Source organism: Azotobacter chroococcum (genome assembly GCF_002220155.1).
GTDB lineage: Bacteria > Pseudomonadota > Gammaproteobacteria > Pseudomonadales > Pseudomonadaceae > Azotobacter > Azotobacter chroococcum.
This window is the reverse complement of the sequence record NZ_CP011835.1, coordinates 3,194,229-3,207,536: the sequence shown is the minus strand read 5'-3', so window position 1 is coordinate 3,207,536 and position 13,308 is coordinate 3,194,229. Positions and strand designations below refer to the sequence as shown.

General features: G+C 68.5%; 20 protein-coding genes. All 20 read left to right on the top strand.

The genetic code is table 11. The features are described 5' to 3' along the window. Positions 1–6 precede the first annotated feature (6 nt). The 20 genes from ACG10_RS14870 to ACG10_RS14775 all read left to right on the top strand — a co-directional run bounded on the left by ACG10_RS14870 (position 7) and on the right by ACG10_RS14775 (position 13,296). Complete coding sequence (locus ACG10_RS14870; RefSeq protein ID WP_089168803.1) at positions 7–231, top strand: hypothetical protein; 225 nt, start codon at positions 7–9, stop codon at positions 229–231. Continuing rightward, a complete protein-coding gene (locus ACG10_RS14865) occupies positions 231–1,688 on the top strand; it encodes a phage portal protein (protein ID WP_089168802.1) in 1,458 nt (485 codons plus the stop codon). Before ACG10_RS14870 ends, ACG10_RS14865 begins: the two co-directional genes overlap by 1 nt. Beyond that, on the top strand, positions 1,685–2,821 hold the full coding sequence (locus ACG10_RS14860; protein ID WP_089168801.1) for a head maturation protease, ClpP-related: 1,137 nt from the start codon (positions 1,685–1,687) through the stop codon (positions 2,819–2,821). The genes ACG10_RS14865 and ACG10_RS14860 overlap by 4 nt, the downstream gene beginning before the upstream one ends. Next, positions 2,818–3,165 (top strand): head decoration protein, encoded by a 348-nt coding sequence (locus ACG10_RS14855; protein WP_089168800.1) that lies wholly within the window; start codon positions 2,818–2,820, stop codon positions 3,163–3,165. The genes ACG10_RS14860 and ACG10_RS14855 overlap by 4 nt, the downstream gene beginning before the upstream one ends. A gap of 64 nt (positions 3,166–3,229) precedes the next feature. Beyond that, positions 3,230–4,231 carry a major capsid protein gene (locus tag ACG10_RS14850; RefSeq protein ID WP_089168799.1) on the top strand — a complete coding sequence of 334 codons (1,002 nt, stop codon included), beginning with the start codon at positions 3,230–3,232 and terminating at the stop codon, positions 4,229–4,231. 11 nt (positions 4,232–4,242) lie between these two features. Next, positions 4,243–4,554: a head-tail joining protein gene (locus tag ACG10_RS14845; RefSeq protein ID WP_089168798.1), complete on the top strand. Its 312-nt coding sequence runs from the start codon at positions 4,243–4,245 to the stop codon at positions 4,552–4,554. Next, positions 4,551–5,210 (top strand): hypothetical protein, encoded by a 660-nt coding sequence (locus ACG10_RS14840; RefSeq protein WP_089168797.1) that lies wholly within the window; start codon positions 4,551–4,553, stop codon positions 5,208–5,210. The genes ACG10_RS14845 and ACG10_RS14840 overlap by 4 nt, the downstream gene beginning before the upstream one ends. Continuing rightward, positions 5,191–5,724, top strand: coding sequence for a hypothetical protein (locus ACG10_RS14835; protein ID WP_089168796.1), 534 nt, complete (start codon positions 5,191–5,193; stop codon positions 5,722–5,724). The genes ACG10_RS14840 and ACG10_RS14835 overlap by 20 nt, the downstream gene beginning before the upstream one ends. Continuing rightward, a complete protein-coding gene (locus ACG10_RS14830) occupies positions 5,721–6,182 on the top strand; it encodes a phage baseplate assembly protein V (protein ID WP_089168795.1) in 462 nt (153 codons plus the stop codon). The genes ACG10_RS14835 and ACG10_RS14830 overlap by 4 nt, the downstream gene beginning before the upstream one ends. A 9-nt stretch (positions 6,183–6,191) precedes the next feature. Continuing rightward, positions 6,192–6,476, top strand: coding sequence for a PAAR domain-containing protein (locus ACG10_RS14825; RefSeq protein ID WP_089168794.1), 285 nt, complete (start codon positions 6,192–6,194; stop codon positions 6,474–6,476). 40 nt (positions 6,477–6,516) lie between these two features. Then, positions 6,517–6,732: a hypothetical protein gene (locus tag ACG10_RS14820; protein WP_089168793.1), complete on the top strand. Its 216-nt coding sequence runs from the start codon at positions 6,517–6,519 to the stop codon at positions 6,730–6,732. Positions 6,733–6,737: 5 nt separating this feature from the next. Further along, a complete protein-coding gene (locus ACG10_RS14815; RefSeq protein WP_089168792.1) occupies positions 6,738–7,097 on the top strand; it encodes a GPW/gp25 family protein in 360 nt (119 codons plus the stop codon). Continuing rightward, complete coding sequence (locus tag ACG10_RS14810; RefSeq protein ID WP_089168791.1) at positions 7,094–7,975, top strand: baseplate assembly protein; 882 nt, start codon at positions 7,094–7,096, stop codon at positions 7,973–7,975. The genes ACG10_RS14815 and ACG10_RS14810 overlap by 4 nt, the downstream gene beginning before the upstream one ends. Continuing rightward, positions 7,968–8,516: a phage tail protein I gene (locus tag ACG10_RS14805; RefSeq protein WP_089168790.1), complete on the top strand. Its 549-nt coding sequence runs from the start codon at positions 7,968–7,970 to the stop codon at positions 8,514–8,516. The genes ACG10_RS14810 and ACG10_RS14805 overlap by 8 nt, the downstream gene beginning before the upstream one ends. A gap of 1 nt (position 8,517) precedes the next feature. Next, entirely contained in the window at positions 8,518–10,392 is a 1,875-nt protein-coding gene (locus ACG10_RS14800; RefSeq protein ID WP_089168789.1) for a phage tail-collar fiber domain-containing protein, read from the top strand. Continuing rightward, positions 10,389–10,865, top strand: coding sequence for a hypothetical protein (locus tag ACG10_RS14795; protein ID WP_089168788.1), 477 nt, complete (start codon positions 10,389–10,391; stop codon positions 10,863–10,865). Before ACG10_RS14800 ends, ACG10_RS14795 begins: the two co-directional genes overlap by 4 nt. Further along, the gene (locus ACG10_RS14790) at positions 10,855–11,151 is read left to right on the top strand and encodes a hypothetical protein (RefSeq protein ID WP_089168787.1); all 297 of its coding nucleotides are present in this window, start codon (positions 10,855–10,857) and stop codon (positions 11,149–11,151) included. Before ACG10_RS14795 ends, ACG10_RS14790 begins: the two co-directional genes overlap by 11 nt. An 84-nt stretch (positions 11,152–11,235) precedes the next feature. After that, positions 11,236–12,402 (top strand): phage tail sheath subtilisin-like domain-containing protein, encoded by a 1,167-nt coding sequence (locus ACG10_RS14785; protein ID WP_089168786.1) that lies wholly within the window; start codon positions 11,236–11,238, stop codon positions 12,400–12,402. 12 nt (positions 12,403–12,414) lie between these two features. Continuing rightward, complete coding sequence (locus tag ACG10_RS14780; protein ID WP_089168785.1) at positions 12,415–12,918, top strand: phage major tail tube protein; 504 nt, start codon at positions 12,415–12,417, stop codon at positions 12,916–12,918. A gap of 57 nt (positions 12,919–12,975) precedes the next feature. Next, a complete protein-coding gene (locus ACG10_RS14775) occupies positions 12,976–13,296 on the top strand; it encodes a phage tail assembly protein (RefSeq protein ID WP_089168784.1) in 321 nt (106 codons plus the stop codon). Positions 13,297–13,308 lie beyond the last annotated feature (12 nt).

The following is a 13,308-nucleotide window of genomic DNA, read 5'->3' as shown; positions in this document are numbered from 1 at the left end:
CCACCCATGACTACAGCTGCCCAACGCCTGGCCGAAGTGCGGGCCGCGATCCAGGACATCCTCGACAACGGCCAGGAAGTGCGCCGCGGCGACCGCAGCCTCAAGCGCGGCGAGCTCGACAGCCTGCGCGCCCTCGAGGCCCGGTACGCCGAAGAGGCCGCAGCCGAGGCCCGCGCAGTAGCGCCTCGCTCCCGAATTTCCCGACTCTACAGCAGAGGCAAGGGCATCTGATGCGCCGAATCAAACTGACCCCCAGGCGCATCAAGGCCAGCTACGACGGCGCCGGCACCGGCCGTCGCGCCGCCGGCTGGGATGCGCCCGACGCTGCGTTAAACAGCCTGGCGGTGCCTGCGCTGCGCATCCTGCGCAAGCGCGCCCGCGCCGCCGTGCGCAACGACCCCTATGCCTGCAGCGCGATCGACCGGCGCGTCAGCAACCTGATCGGCACCGGCATCACCCCGCGGGCCCGTACCAAGGACGAAGCCCTGCGCAGCGCCCTGCACGAACTCTGGGAAGACTGGGTCGCCGAAGCCGACGCCGACGGCCTGCTCGACTTCTACGGCCTGCAGGCCCTGGTCGCCCGGATGGTGGAGGAGAGCGGCGAATGCTTCGTCCGCCTGCGCCCGCGCCGCCCGGAGGACGGCCTGGCCGTCCCCCTGCAGCTGCAGGTACTGGCCCCCGAGTTCGTCCCCCTGGACAAGACCGAGACAACCCGCAACGGCAACCGCATCAAGGCCGGCATCGAGTTCGACCGCCTCGGTCGGCGCGTCGCCTACTGGATGCACCGTCAGCACCCCGGCGATGCCTTCGAGGCCGGCCAGTACCACCAACTGGTGCGCGTCCCGGCCAACGAGGTCCTGCACATCTTCGAGCCGACCGAGGCCGGCCAACTGCGCGGCGTCCCGCGCCTGGCCCCGATCCTGCTGCGGCTCAAGTCCCTGGACAACTACGACGACGCGGTGCTGTTCCGCCAGGAGGTGGCCAACCTGTTCGCCGGCTTCATCCGCAAGCCCGCGGCGGACAGCACCTTCCAGCAGGTCGACCCGATCACCGGCGCTGCTCCGCAGCTCGACAGCGACGGCTTCACCCCCATCGTCGGCCTGGAGCCCGGCTCCATGCAGGAACTGCTGCCCGGCGAGGAAGTCGAGTTCAGCGACCCGCCGGACGCCGGCAACACCTACGTCGACTTCATGCGACAGCAGCTGCAGGCCGCCGCCGCCGGCGTGGGCCTGCCCTACGAACTGCTCACCGGCGACATGCGCGAGGTCAACGACCGCGTCATGCGCGTGATCCTCAACGAGTTCCGCCGGCGCATCGAGCAGCTCCAGTTCGGCCTCTACGTCCACCAGCTGTGTCGCCCGGTGCGCGCCGCCTGGCTCGACATGGCCTACCTGTCCGGCGCGTTGCACCTGCCCGACTACGGCACCCGCCGCCGCGAATACCTGCGCACCCGCTGGGTACCGCAAGGCTGGGCCTACATCCACCCCGTGCAGGACGTGCAGTCCCGCCAGATGGAAATCGCCGCTGGCCTCACCAGCCGCAGCGAGGTGGTTCTGCGCAGCGGCTACGACGCCGAGCAGATCGACCAGGAGAACGCCGAAGACAACGCCCGCGCCGAACGGCTCGGGCTCCACTACGGCCCAACCGCCACCGTTGCGGACGAAGATAAAGAGGACTCCACCACATGAAGCGCCACCGGCAACACCCACGCATCCTCAACAAGGGGCCGGGCGCCCAGGCTTCTGCTGACCAGCACTGGTACCGCATCCAGGCGGCCGGCGAGGGCGAGCAGCGCACCCTCGAAATCGAGATCTACGGCGACATCGGCTTCTGGGGCATCACCGCCGCCGACTTCGTCCGCGACCTCAAGGCGCAGGACGACGGCACCTCGCCGATCACCGTCGCCATCAACTCGCCGGGCGGCGACCTGTTCGACGGCATCGCCATCCACAACGCCCTGCAGCGCCTCGGCGAGCGCGTCACCGTGCGCATCGACGGCGCCTGCTACAGCTCGGCCAGCGTGATTGCCAGCGGCGGCCAACGCGTGACCATGGCCGACAACGCCCTGTTCATGATCCATAACCCGTGGACCTACGCCGCCGGCGATAGCGAGGAGCTGCGCAAGGTCGCCGACATCATGGACCAGGCCTTCGAGGGCATCGTCGCCAGCTACCAGCATCGCCCGCTGACCATCGACGACGCCGAGCTGCGCCGCCTGATCGCCGCCGAAACCTGGCTCACCGCCGCCGAGGCCAAGGCGCTGGGCTTCGTCGATGAAGTCACCGCCGGCAACAGCATCAAGGCCAGCATCGGCCGCAACCGCGTGCTCAACCGCTACCAGAACGCGCCCAAGGAACTGTTGGCCCAGCAAGATGAACCGCCGGCCCCGGAGCCCGAGCCAGCGCCTGAGCCGGCACCCGAGCCCGAGCCGGCCCCCACGCCCGAGGCCGCCGCCCTGGCTGCCGAGCTGGCCGCCGGCTGCCAGCAGCTCGGCATCGCCGACCTCACCGAAGTGCTGATCAAGGCCAGCGGCCTCAAGAGCCGGGCTGCCATTCAGGCCGAGCTGGCCCGGGCCAAGGCCGTCCGCGAGCTGTGCAACGCCGCCCGCCTGCCCGACGAGGCCCGCGGCCTGATCACGGCCGGCCTCGATGCCGAAGGCGCCCGCGCCAAGCTGTTCGACAAGCTGGTCGGCAGCGGGCTCGGCGAAATCGACAACACCCCACCGGCCCCCGACCCGACCCCCACCGGCGTGAAAGCTGTCGACCCCGGCGCGATCTATGCCCGACGCAACCAACGAGCCTCGAAAGGAGCGCATAAATGACCATCAAGACCGAAGGCGTCCATGCCGGTGAAGTCCTCCTCTCGGAGGCTAACGGCACCCGCTCGCGGGAAGACATCACCCTGGCCGCCACCGCCGCGCTGCTGCCCGCCGGCCAACTGCTCGGCACCGTCACCGCCAGCGGCCATTACGGCCCCTACGACCCGGACGCCCTCGACGGTACCAACGCCGTCACCGCCGTGCTCTACGCCCCGGTCGGCATCTCTGCCTCGCCCCAGCGCAGCGTCGGCATCGTCCGCGACGCCGAGGTCAAGCGCGCCTTGCTCACCGGGCTGGACACCGCCGGCGAGGCCGACCTGCTGGCCCTCGGCATCCTCGCCCGCTGATCCCCTCCACCCCGACACCCACAACCCCGCCGCGGCGGGGTTCATCATTTCTGGAGCCCATCCCATGGCAGAAATCAGCGTCTTCGAAGACGAAGCGTTCGGCGTGCAGAACCTCATCGCCGGCCTCAACGACGCCCCCCACGTCCCCGGCCAGATCAGCAACCACGGCCTGTTCGTCGAAGAGGGCAGCACCACCGTCACCCAGCAGATCGAGAAGAACGGCAGCACCCTCGAACTGGTGCCCGCCGCTCCCCGTGGTGCGCCGGCCCTGGTGGTCAACGGCAGCAAACGCCAGCTGATCCCCTTCAACTGCGTGCACCTGCCGCAGCAGTTCACCATCCTCGCCGACGAGATCCAGGGCATCCGCGCCTTTGGCTCGCGCACCGAGCTGCAGGCCGTGCAGGACGTGGTCAACGCCCGCTTCACCCCGGTGATCAACCAGCTGGCCGCCACCCACGAGTACCAGCGCGTCGGCGCCCTCAAGGGCCAGATCGTCGACGCCGACGGCGTGACCGTGCTGCACAACCTGTTCACCGCCTTCGGCCTGACCCAGCAGACCCAGGCCATCGGCTTCAACCCCGATGCCGCGCTGTCGACCGTCGACGCCGATATCGTCGAGGCGCTGGACAAGCAGGAAGACGCCCTCGGCAATGCCACTTCCACCGGCGCCGTCGCCTGGTGCGGCAAGTCCTTCTGGGCCGAGCTGATCGCCGATGGCCGCGCCCGCGAGGCCTACCTGAACCACGAGGCCGCCGCCGCCCTGCGTGGCGATCGCCGTCAGGCCTTCGAGTACGGCGGCGTTCTCTGGATCCGCTACCGCGGCAAGATCGGCGGCAGCGCCTTCATCGCCGACGGCGAGGCCTACCTGGTGCCCGAAGGCGTGCCGGACCTGTTCCGCACCATCTTCGCCCCGGCCAACTACATGGAGACGGTCAACACCCTCGGCGTGCCCTACTACGGCAAGCTCGAGCGCATGGCCTTCGACAAGGGCGTGATGGGCGAGGCGCAGTCTAACCCGCTGCACATCTGCACCAAGCCCACCGCCTGCATCAAGCTGACCAGCTGATCGGGGGCGCCATGAGTTTTCATGACGCAGTGGTCAAGCTCGACGCCGCTGTCTTCGACACCCTTGCCGACGCCGCCACCCTCGACGGCCAGCCGGTGCTGGGCATGTTCGAGCAGGTCGTTGCGCAACCGAAGATCGGCACGCTCAACACCGGCCTGATCGAGCCGCGGCTGGTCCTGCGCGCAGCCGATGCCCAGGCCGCGGTGCGCGGCTCGGTGGTAGTGGTCGACCTGCCGCCGCCCGATGGCGGCGCCTACGACGTGGTCGACCTCGAGCCGGACGGCAGCGGGCTGGTCGCCCTGATCCTGAGGCCGCGAGCATGAGTGTCGGCAGTTACCACAAGCAGAGGGCGCGCGAGGGCACGATCCATGTGCAGGTCAGCGACGCCGATCTGCACCGCTTTCGGGAGTTTTCCGCCCTGGCGCCCAAGGCTATGGCCGCCGCCCAGCGAAGGGCCATCAACAAGACCCTCGGCTGGCTGCGCACCCATATCGCCCGGGCGGTGGGCCAGGAAGAGCGCATTGCCGTGCGGGCCGTGCGCGAGCGGTTGCGGGTGCGGCAGGCGAAGGGCGTCTCCAGCCGCGGCGAGCTCTGGTTCGGCATCAACCCCTTGCCGGCCAGCCTGACCGGAAAGCCGCGGCAGACCGCCCAGGGCGTCAGCGTCGGCCGGCGCCGCTACCCCGGTGCCTTCTACAAGCGGGTCTACGGCGACCGCCCGGACATCTGGATTCGCACGGCCAGCAAGCAGTTCGATGCAAAGGACTATCCGGATAGGGGCGCCGGGCGCGGCAACCTCGACGCCAGCCTGTCTGGCCGCTTTCCGGTAGCCAAGGCCAAGATCAGCCTCGAGGGCGCGCGCCGCCACTTCGACCGCTGGGTCGCCCAGGCCGAGGCGCGGCTGCTCGAGCTGCTGCGCCAGGAAGTGAACTACGAACTCCACAAGCTGCTGGGGAATGCGAATGGACGAAGAACCGCTTAGCCTCGACCAGCTCTACGCGGCCATCTGCGCCGGCATTGCCGCGGTGCTGCCTGCCGCGCAGGCCGTCGAGGTCTGGCCGGACATCCGCCGGCGCATCGCCCTGCCGGCCGTGCTGCTGGAGCTGGACGAGCTGGAGCCGGGCACCGATCCCGGTACCGGCGAGATGGCGCTGGTTGGACGCTTCCAGGCACGCATCGTGGTCGATCCGGTGGTGGCGCAGCCGCAGCAGCGTGCTTCGCTGATGGCCGCCGCCCTGGCGGTCGCCTTGCGGGACCAGCGCTGGGAGCTGCCGATCGGCGCCGCCGATTTCGTCGAGGCCGGACCGGACTGGTTCAAGCCCGAGCTCGACGGCTACGTCGTCTGGCGCGTCGAGTGGCGCCACGAGTTCCACCTCGGCCAGCTCGAATGGCCCTACGAGGACAGCACCGGCACTACCCTCTACCTGGGCATCGATCCGGACACCGGCCCGGGCCATGAGCCCGACTACTGGCCGTCGGGCGAGGAGGCGCCATGAGCTACGAGTCAGCCGAGCACGACCGGCTCCTATCCATACTGATGCAGGCCGGCACCGTCGAGGCCGTCGATCATGCCAACGCCCGCTGCCGGGTGCGGGTCGACGACTGGGTATCCGCCTGGATGCCCTGGGCCTCCCTGGGCGCCGGACAGGTCCGCCACTGGCGGCCGCCCTCGGTCGGCGAGCAGGCGCTGCTGATGAGCCCCTCCGGCGAGGCCGCCGCCGGCTTCGTGCTGCCGGGCTTCTACACCGACGCGTACCCGGGCAACGACAACCAGGCGCACATCACCGCACAGAACTGGCCGGACGGCGCCCGCGAGGAGTACGACCATCAGGCCAGCCAGTATCTGCTCGACATTCCCGCCAGCGGCAAGATCGTCATCCGCTGCGGCCCGTCGAGCATCGAGCTGTCGGCCGCCGGCGTGAAGATCAGCGGCCCCCGTATCGACCTGAACTGAGGACGCCCCATGCCCGCCGTCACCCGCCTGGGCGACCAGTGCACGGGGCACGGCGCCTTCCCGCCGCGCCCGTCCGTCAGTGCCAGCCCGAACGTGTTCGTCAATGGTATCGCCGCCCACCGCCAGGGCGATGCCTGGGACATCCACTGCGACCCGTCGTCCTGCCATGCCGGCGTGCTGGCCCAGGGCAGCGCGACGGTCTTCGCCAACGGCCTGCCGCTCGGGCGCATCGGCGACCCGGTCGACTGCGGCTCGAGCGTGGCCGAAGGCTCGCCCGACGTCTTCACCGGTTAATCCGCCCGCCCCGCGCGGGCTTCTTTTTGGAGGTTTCCCCATGAGCCAGACCGATCCGGACGTCTTCGCGACGGCCGCCGAAACCGTTGTGCCCGCCCTGCGCGCCGTGACCTTCATCGACAAGGCCTACAAGTCGCGCACCCTGCTGCTGGAGGACGGCAGTGCCTTCGCCGTCGAGCGCTCGCGCCTCGTCGCCAGCGACCAGACCCTGATCGAGTTCCTCGACCGGCATCCCGACTTCACCCGCGAGGGCTGACCGCCATGGCCGTCGTCGGCATGAACCGCGAGACGGGCCGGCCGCTGAGCGGCCTGGATCACCTGCGCCAAAGCATCGGCGACATCCTCGGCACGCGCCGCGGCTCCCGGCGCATGCGCCCGCTGTACGGCTCCGAGCTGCCGCGCATGGTCGACCTGCCGGTGACCCGCGGTTGGGTCTCAGCCGTGCAGGCCGAGGTCGCCAGCGCCTTGTCCTCCCGCAAGGACGCCTACGGCCGCGAGTACGGCGAGCCGCGCATCCGCCTGCGCAGCGTCAAGGTCGTCGCCGTCGCGAACGGCCGCATCGACCTGCTGCTGACCGGCGACTACCTGGGCGACACCGTCAATCTGGACGTAACCGTATGATCGATCTTTCCCAGCTGCCGTCCCCCGTGGTGGTCGAAACTCTCGACTACGAGAGCGTTTACCAGGCGCGGGCCGCGCAGTTTGCCGCGCTGTATCCCGATTTCAGTGCGCTGCTGGAGTCCGACCCGGTGGTCAAGCTGCTGGAGCTGGTGGCCTACCAGGAGATCCAGCTGCGCGCCCGCATCAACGACGCGGCCAGGGCCGTGATGTTGGCCTATTCGGTCGGCGAAGATCTGGATCAGCTCGGTGGCCTGTTCGGCGTGCTGCGCCTGGAAATCTCGCCCGCCGATCCCGAGGCTATCCCGCCGGTCGCCGCGGTCTACGAGAGCGACACGGATTTCCGCTACCGCATCCAGCTGTCCCTTGAAGGGCTGTCCGTGGCCGGGCCGGAGGGTGCCTACGTCTTCCACGCCCTGAGTGCCAGCGGCCTGGTGCTCGATGCCAGCGCGACCAGCCCGACTCCAGGCGAGGTGGTGGTCACCGTGCTGTCCCGCGAGGGCGACGGCACCGCCAGCGCCGAGCTGCTGGCGACCGTCGAGAGTGCGCTCACCGACGAGTCTGTCCGCCCGCTCACCGATTATGTTCAGGTCCAGGGCGCAACGGTCGTGCCTTGGCAGGTCGAGGCGACGCTGCACTTCTTCGCCGGACCGGACCGCGCCGTGGTCATGGCCGCGGCCCAGGCCGCCATCGAGACCTACGCCGAGGGCCAGCACCGCCTCGGCCTCGACGTGACCCTGTCCGGCCTCTATGCCGCCCTGCATCAGCCGGGCGTACAGCGCGTCGACTTGATCAGTCCGACCGCCAACCTGGTGGTCGATCGGCAGAGCACCGCCTACTGCACTGCCATCACCCTGACCGACGGAGGCCTGGATGAGTGACCCTTCCAGCCTGTTGCCGTCCAACGCCACCGCCATGGAGCGCGCCTTCGAGCAGGCCACGGCGGATCTGAGCGCGCTGCCCGTACCGCTGCGCGAGCTGTGGTCGCCGGATGCTTGTCCCGAGCACCTGCTGCCCTGGCTGGCCTGGTCGCTGTCGCTCGACAGCTGGCAGCCCTATTGGCCGGAGGCGATCAAGCGCGAGCGCATCCGCCAGGCGGTGGAGATCGCTCGCCGCAAGGGCACGGCCAAGTCCGTGCGCGACGTGGTCAGCGCCTTCGGCAGCTCGCTGGCCCTGCGCGAGTGGTGGCAGACAAGTCCGCGCGGCACCCCGCACACCTTCGAGGTGGTGCTGACCCTCGGCGCCGGCGTCCCCAATACCGCGGCCTATCAGGACGACATCATCGGCGAGATCGAGCGCACCAAGCCGGTCCGCTCGCACTTCACCTTCACCCTCGGCCTGTCCGCCACCGGCGGCCTCGGCCTGCAGGGCGCCGCGCGCCCCATCGTCTATCGCAGAATCCAGGCTGTAGAGGCCCCCTGACATGGCACTCCAGATCACCATCACCGACGCCGGCCGGGCCGAGATCGTCAACGCCCAGAACACCGGCACCGGCCCGGTCGTCATCAGCCAGCTCGGCGTCGGCACCGGACAGTACGCCCCCAGCAAGAGCCAGACGGCCCTGCAGGGCGAGATCAAGCGCCTCGGCACCATCGGCGGCCAGGTGGTCGCTGACGACACCATCCACGTCACCGTCAAGGATGAAGGCGGCGACGCCTACGACGTTGGAGAGTTCGGCCTGTTTTCCTCCAGCGGCACGCTGGTGGCGGTCTACTCGCAGCCGTCCGCCTCGGGCTGGATCATCGAGAAGGCCAGCGCCTCGACCCTGCTGCTGGCCGTCGACATCGTCCTGGAGAGCCTCGACGCCGCCAGCCTGACCTTCGGCGATGTTGTGTTCATCAACCCGCCGGCTACTACCGAAGTGGCGGGTGTTGTCGAGCTGGCCACCGTCGCGGAAACCCTGACCGGCGCAGACAGTTCGCGTGCGGTCCATCCGGAGGGGCTGGCTGCCGTGATCGAGGCCCTCGGCCTCGGCACGGCCTCGACTCGGGATTACAGTTCGACAAATGTGCCGGAAAGCGTCATGTATCGCGATGGCAACGGCCATGTCGCGGTCGCCATCATCTATGGCGATCTGGAGGGCTTGGCAGCTGCCGCGAGCAAGCTGGAAACCGCGCGCACCATCAACGGCGTCGCCTTCGACGGCACGGCGAACATCACGATCTACGATGCCACAAAGGAGCCAGCCCTCGGCTTCACCCCGGTGCAGCAGGGGGGCGGCGCCGGCATGCAGTCGAACAAGGTCATGATCGGGTTCGACGGCAGCGGCAACCTGATTTTCCAGGTCGATGTGACGTCATTCGGCAGGCTGTGGAGCGAGAACAACCAGCTGGAACTCGGCGTCACGCCATTGTCTGCCCGGGCAGCGCTCCAGCTGGGCGATGCGGTAACCCTGAATGGCACCTCCCTGAATACCCCAGGAGCCATTGTCGTGCGCGACGGCAACGGCGATGTCGCCGTGCGCTACTTGGTCGGCGATCTGGTCGGCCTGGCCGAAAGGGCGACGAAGCTGAGCACCGCGCGGACCATCAACGGGGTGGCGTTCGACGGTACGGCGAACATCACGATCTACGACCCGACCAAGGCCCCCTTGCTGAGCCCGGCGCTTTCCGGCACGCCGACGACGCCAACGGCAGCGGCCGGAAGCAACACCACCCAGATCGCCAACACGGCCTTCGTGCAGGCAGCCATCTCCGCCCTGATCAATTCCTCGCCGGCGGCACTGGACACCCTCAACGAGCTGGCCATCGCCCTGGGCAACGACCCGAACTTCGCCACGACCGTCACCAATGCCTTGGCCGGCAAGGTCGCTCGGGACGGCATCACCGTGGCCGGACTTGATAACAATAACCCCGATCTTCCCTACTTCCGTCGCGAATCGGATGGCATCGTTTACCACCTGCAGCGCGCCTTGGGTTTCATCCCCGTACGGCAAGGCGGCGGGGCTTACCAGCTGACCAACACCATCTATATCGGCTTCGACGGGACGGACCTGCGCGTCCAGGTCGATGCAACAGACTTCGGACATCTCTGGAGCGACCATAACGGCGCCTACAAGATCGGCGCCATGGAGGTCGGCAGCATCGGCTCCTATGCCCTCTGCGTCGTCGGCGGCGGTTCGGCCGGTGTCGCCGTTCCGGCCGGCACGCTCGTGGCCGGCAGCAACCTGCGCTATGCCGCGGCGTCTGGTGCCTATTCCGGCACTCCAGCGGGAACCTGGCGCGTCATGGGCCACCTGTACGACGCCAACCTCGACGACACCAACTCCGTCACGCTGTGCCTGAGGATATCCGAATGAACATCCAAAACCCTCGCTACAACGCGCACGGGACGATTGACATTGACATCGAGCACCCGGATTACGGCTGGATTCCCTATACAGCCTCTCCCGACGATATCCACTCCGAGGTCTGCCGCTCGCGCTATGCAGCCGCGCTGGCCGGCGAGTATGGCGAGATCGCGCCCTATGTCGCGCCGGTGCCCACCGTCGAGGAACTCGCCGCGCAATACGAGCGGGCGGTGCAGCAGCACCTGGACGCCATCGCCAAGGACTATGGCTACGACGACATCAAGAGCGCCGTGACCTACGCCGACGAACCGGCGGTTCCACGCTTCCAGGCTGAGGGGCTGGCCTTCCGCGCCTGGCGGTCGCTGTGTTGGGACTACTGCTACAGCCTGCTCGATGCGGTCCAGGCCGGCACGACGCCGCTGCCGGCGCTGGAAGACGTGATCGCTGGGCTGCCGGCGCTGGAGGTCAGCTATGGCGAATAAGTTGGACCTATACCGGCCTGACCACCGCAGCCGGCCCTACTGGCTCGGCCTGCTGATCGCCGTTGACCAACTGGCCAACGCGGCACTCGGCGGCTACGTCGACGAGACGCTGAGCAGCCGCACGCACCGCGAGGGCTGGGCCCTGGCCGAGCGCCTGATCGACAGTCTGTTCTTCTGGGACCGACAGGGCGAGATCCGCCACTGCGAGCTGGCCTACTACGGCGAGCTGGTCCGCGAGCACTTCCCGCCGGCGGCCGCCCCTGACCCGCTGCCTGTCGGCGCCTGACGATCCCCTAAGCCGCGCAAGCGGTTTTTTTATGTCTGCCCAAAGCCCCACCCCGGGGCTTTTGCGTTTCCATGAGGAGCATCCATGCCCACGTCCTTTTTTCACGGCGTCACCGTCACCCTGGTGGACAGCGGGTCACGCCCGATCGCCATCCCGTCCAGCTCCATCATCGGTCTGGTGGCCGTGTTCACCCCGGGGGCGGAGCTGGCCGAGCCAAACATCCCCACGCTGCTGACCAGCTACCGCGAGGCCGTGGCCAAGTTCGGCGTGGACTCGCCCCTGGCCAAGGCGGCCAAGGGCATCTACGACCAGGCGAGCGCCGTGGTGGTGGCGGTGGGCGTGGAGGCCGGCGTCGACGCGGCGGCCACGGCCAGCGCGGTTATCGGCGGCGTCACCGTCGACGGGCAGCGCACGGGCATGCAGGCGCTGCTCGACGGCAAGAGCCGCTTCAACGCCCAGCCGCGCCTGCTGATCGCCCCCGGCTATTCCAGCCAGCAGGCGGTGGCCACCGCCATGGACACCCTGGCCGGCAAGCTCAAGGCCATCGCCATCGTCGAGGGGCCGGACACCGACGACGAGGCGGCCATCGCCTACGCCGGCAACTTCGGCAGCAAGCGCATCTACATGGTCGATCCCAACGTCAAGGTCTGGGACACCGTCGCCAGCGCCGACGTGGTCGTGCCGGGCTCTGCCCATGTCGCCGGCCTCTTTGCCTGGACCGACGCCAACTACGGCTTCTGGGCCTCGCCGTCGAACAAGGAGATCAAGGGCATCACCGGCACCTCGCGGCCCATCGAGTTCCTCGACGGCGACGCCACCTGCCGGGCCAACCTGCTCAACAACGCGAACATCGCCACCATCATCCGCGACGGCGGCTTCCGCCTGTGGGGCAACCGCACCCTGAGCACGGATGCGAAGTGGGCCTTCGTCACCCGCGTGCGCACCCTGGACATCGTCATGGACGCGATCCTGGCCGGGCACAAGTGGGCGGTCGACCGCTCGATCACCAAGACCTATGTCCAGGACGTGACCGCCGGCCTGGAGGCCTTCATGCGCGACCTCAAGGCACAGGGCGCGATCATCAACTTCGAGGTTTACCCGGACCCCGAGCTGAACACCGAGAGCCAGCTGAGCCAGGGGCGCGTGTACTGGAACATCCGCTTCACCGACGTGCCGCCGGCCGAGAACCCGACGTTCCGCGTCGAGGTGACCGACCAGTGGATCACCGAAGTGCTCGACATCGCCGCTTGATAAGGAGCCGCCATGATTCCGCAAACCCTCAAAAACATGGCCCTGCACGTCGATGGCCGCGGCTACGGCGGCAAGGTCACCGAGCTGACCCTGCCCAAGCTGACGCGCAAGACCGACGAGTTCAACGCCGGTGGCCTGGGCGCTCCGGTCGAGATCGGCATGGGCCTGGAGCTGCTGACCGCCGGCTTTAAGATGCCCGGCATCGACCCCGAGCTGCTGGCTTTCTTTGGCCTGGCCGACGATACCGCCTTCAACGGCACCTTCCGCGGCGCCTTCAAGGACCTCCAGAACAGGACCATCGCCGCGGTCGCCACGCTGCGCGGCATGCTCAAGGAGGTAGACCCGGGAGCCTGGAGCATGGGCCAGCGCAACGAGAACACCTACGCCGTCTCGCTCAGCTACTACAAGCTCGAGGTCGATGGCCGGGTGATCTACGAGATCGACCCGCTGAACTGTGTGTGCATCGTCAACGGCGTCGACCAGCTCGCCGCCGAGCGTGCCGCCATCGGCCTGTAATCCCGCGCCCGGCGCCGTGCCGGGCCTCTCTCCTTCCCGCACTATCGAGATCCTGCCATGACCAGTACCGCAAAGACCCAGAAAACCCTGCCCGCCTGGCTGATCCTGTCCGACTCGTCGGCAACCATCCTGCTGGCCAAGCCCGCCGAGTTCAACGGCGTCAAGGTCGACCGCGTGACCCTGCGCGAGCCGACCATCCGCGACCTGCGCACCGCGGAAAAAGTCCATCCGAACGACAAGGAGGCCCAGGAGTTTCACCTGTTCGCCAGCCTGGCCGAGTGCGCGCCGGACGATTTCGAGGGGCTGACCCTGCGGAACTACAACCGCATCCAGGGGGGCTATTTTCGCCTGGTCCGCGAAGACGAGGATGCCGCCTGAAGCCGTCCGGCT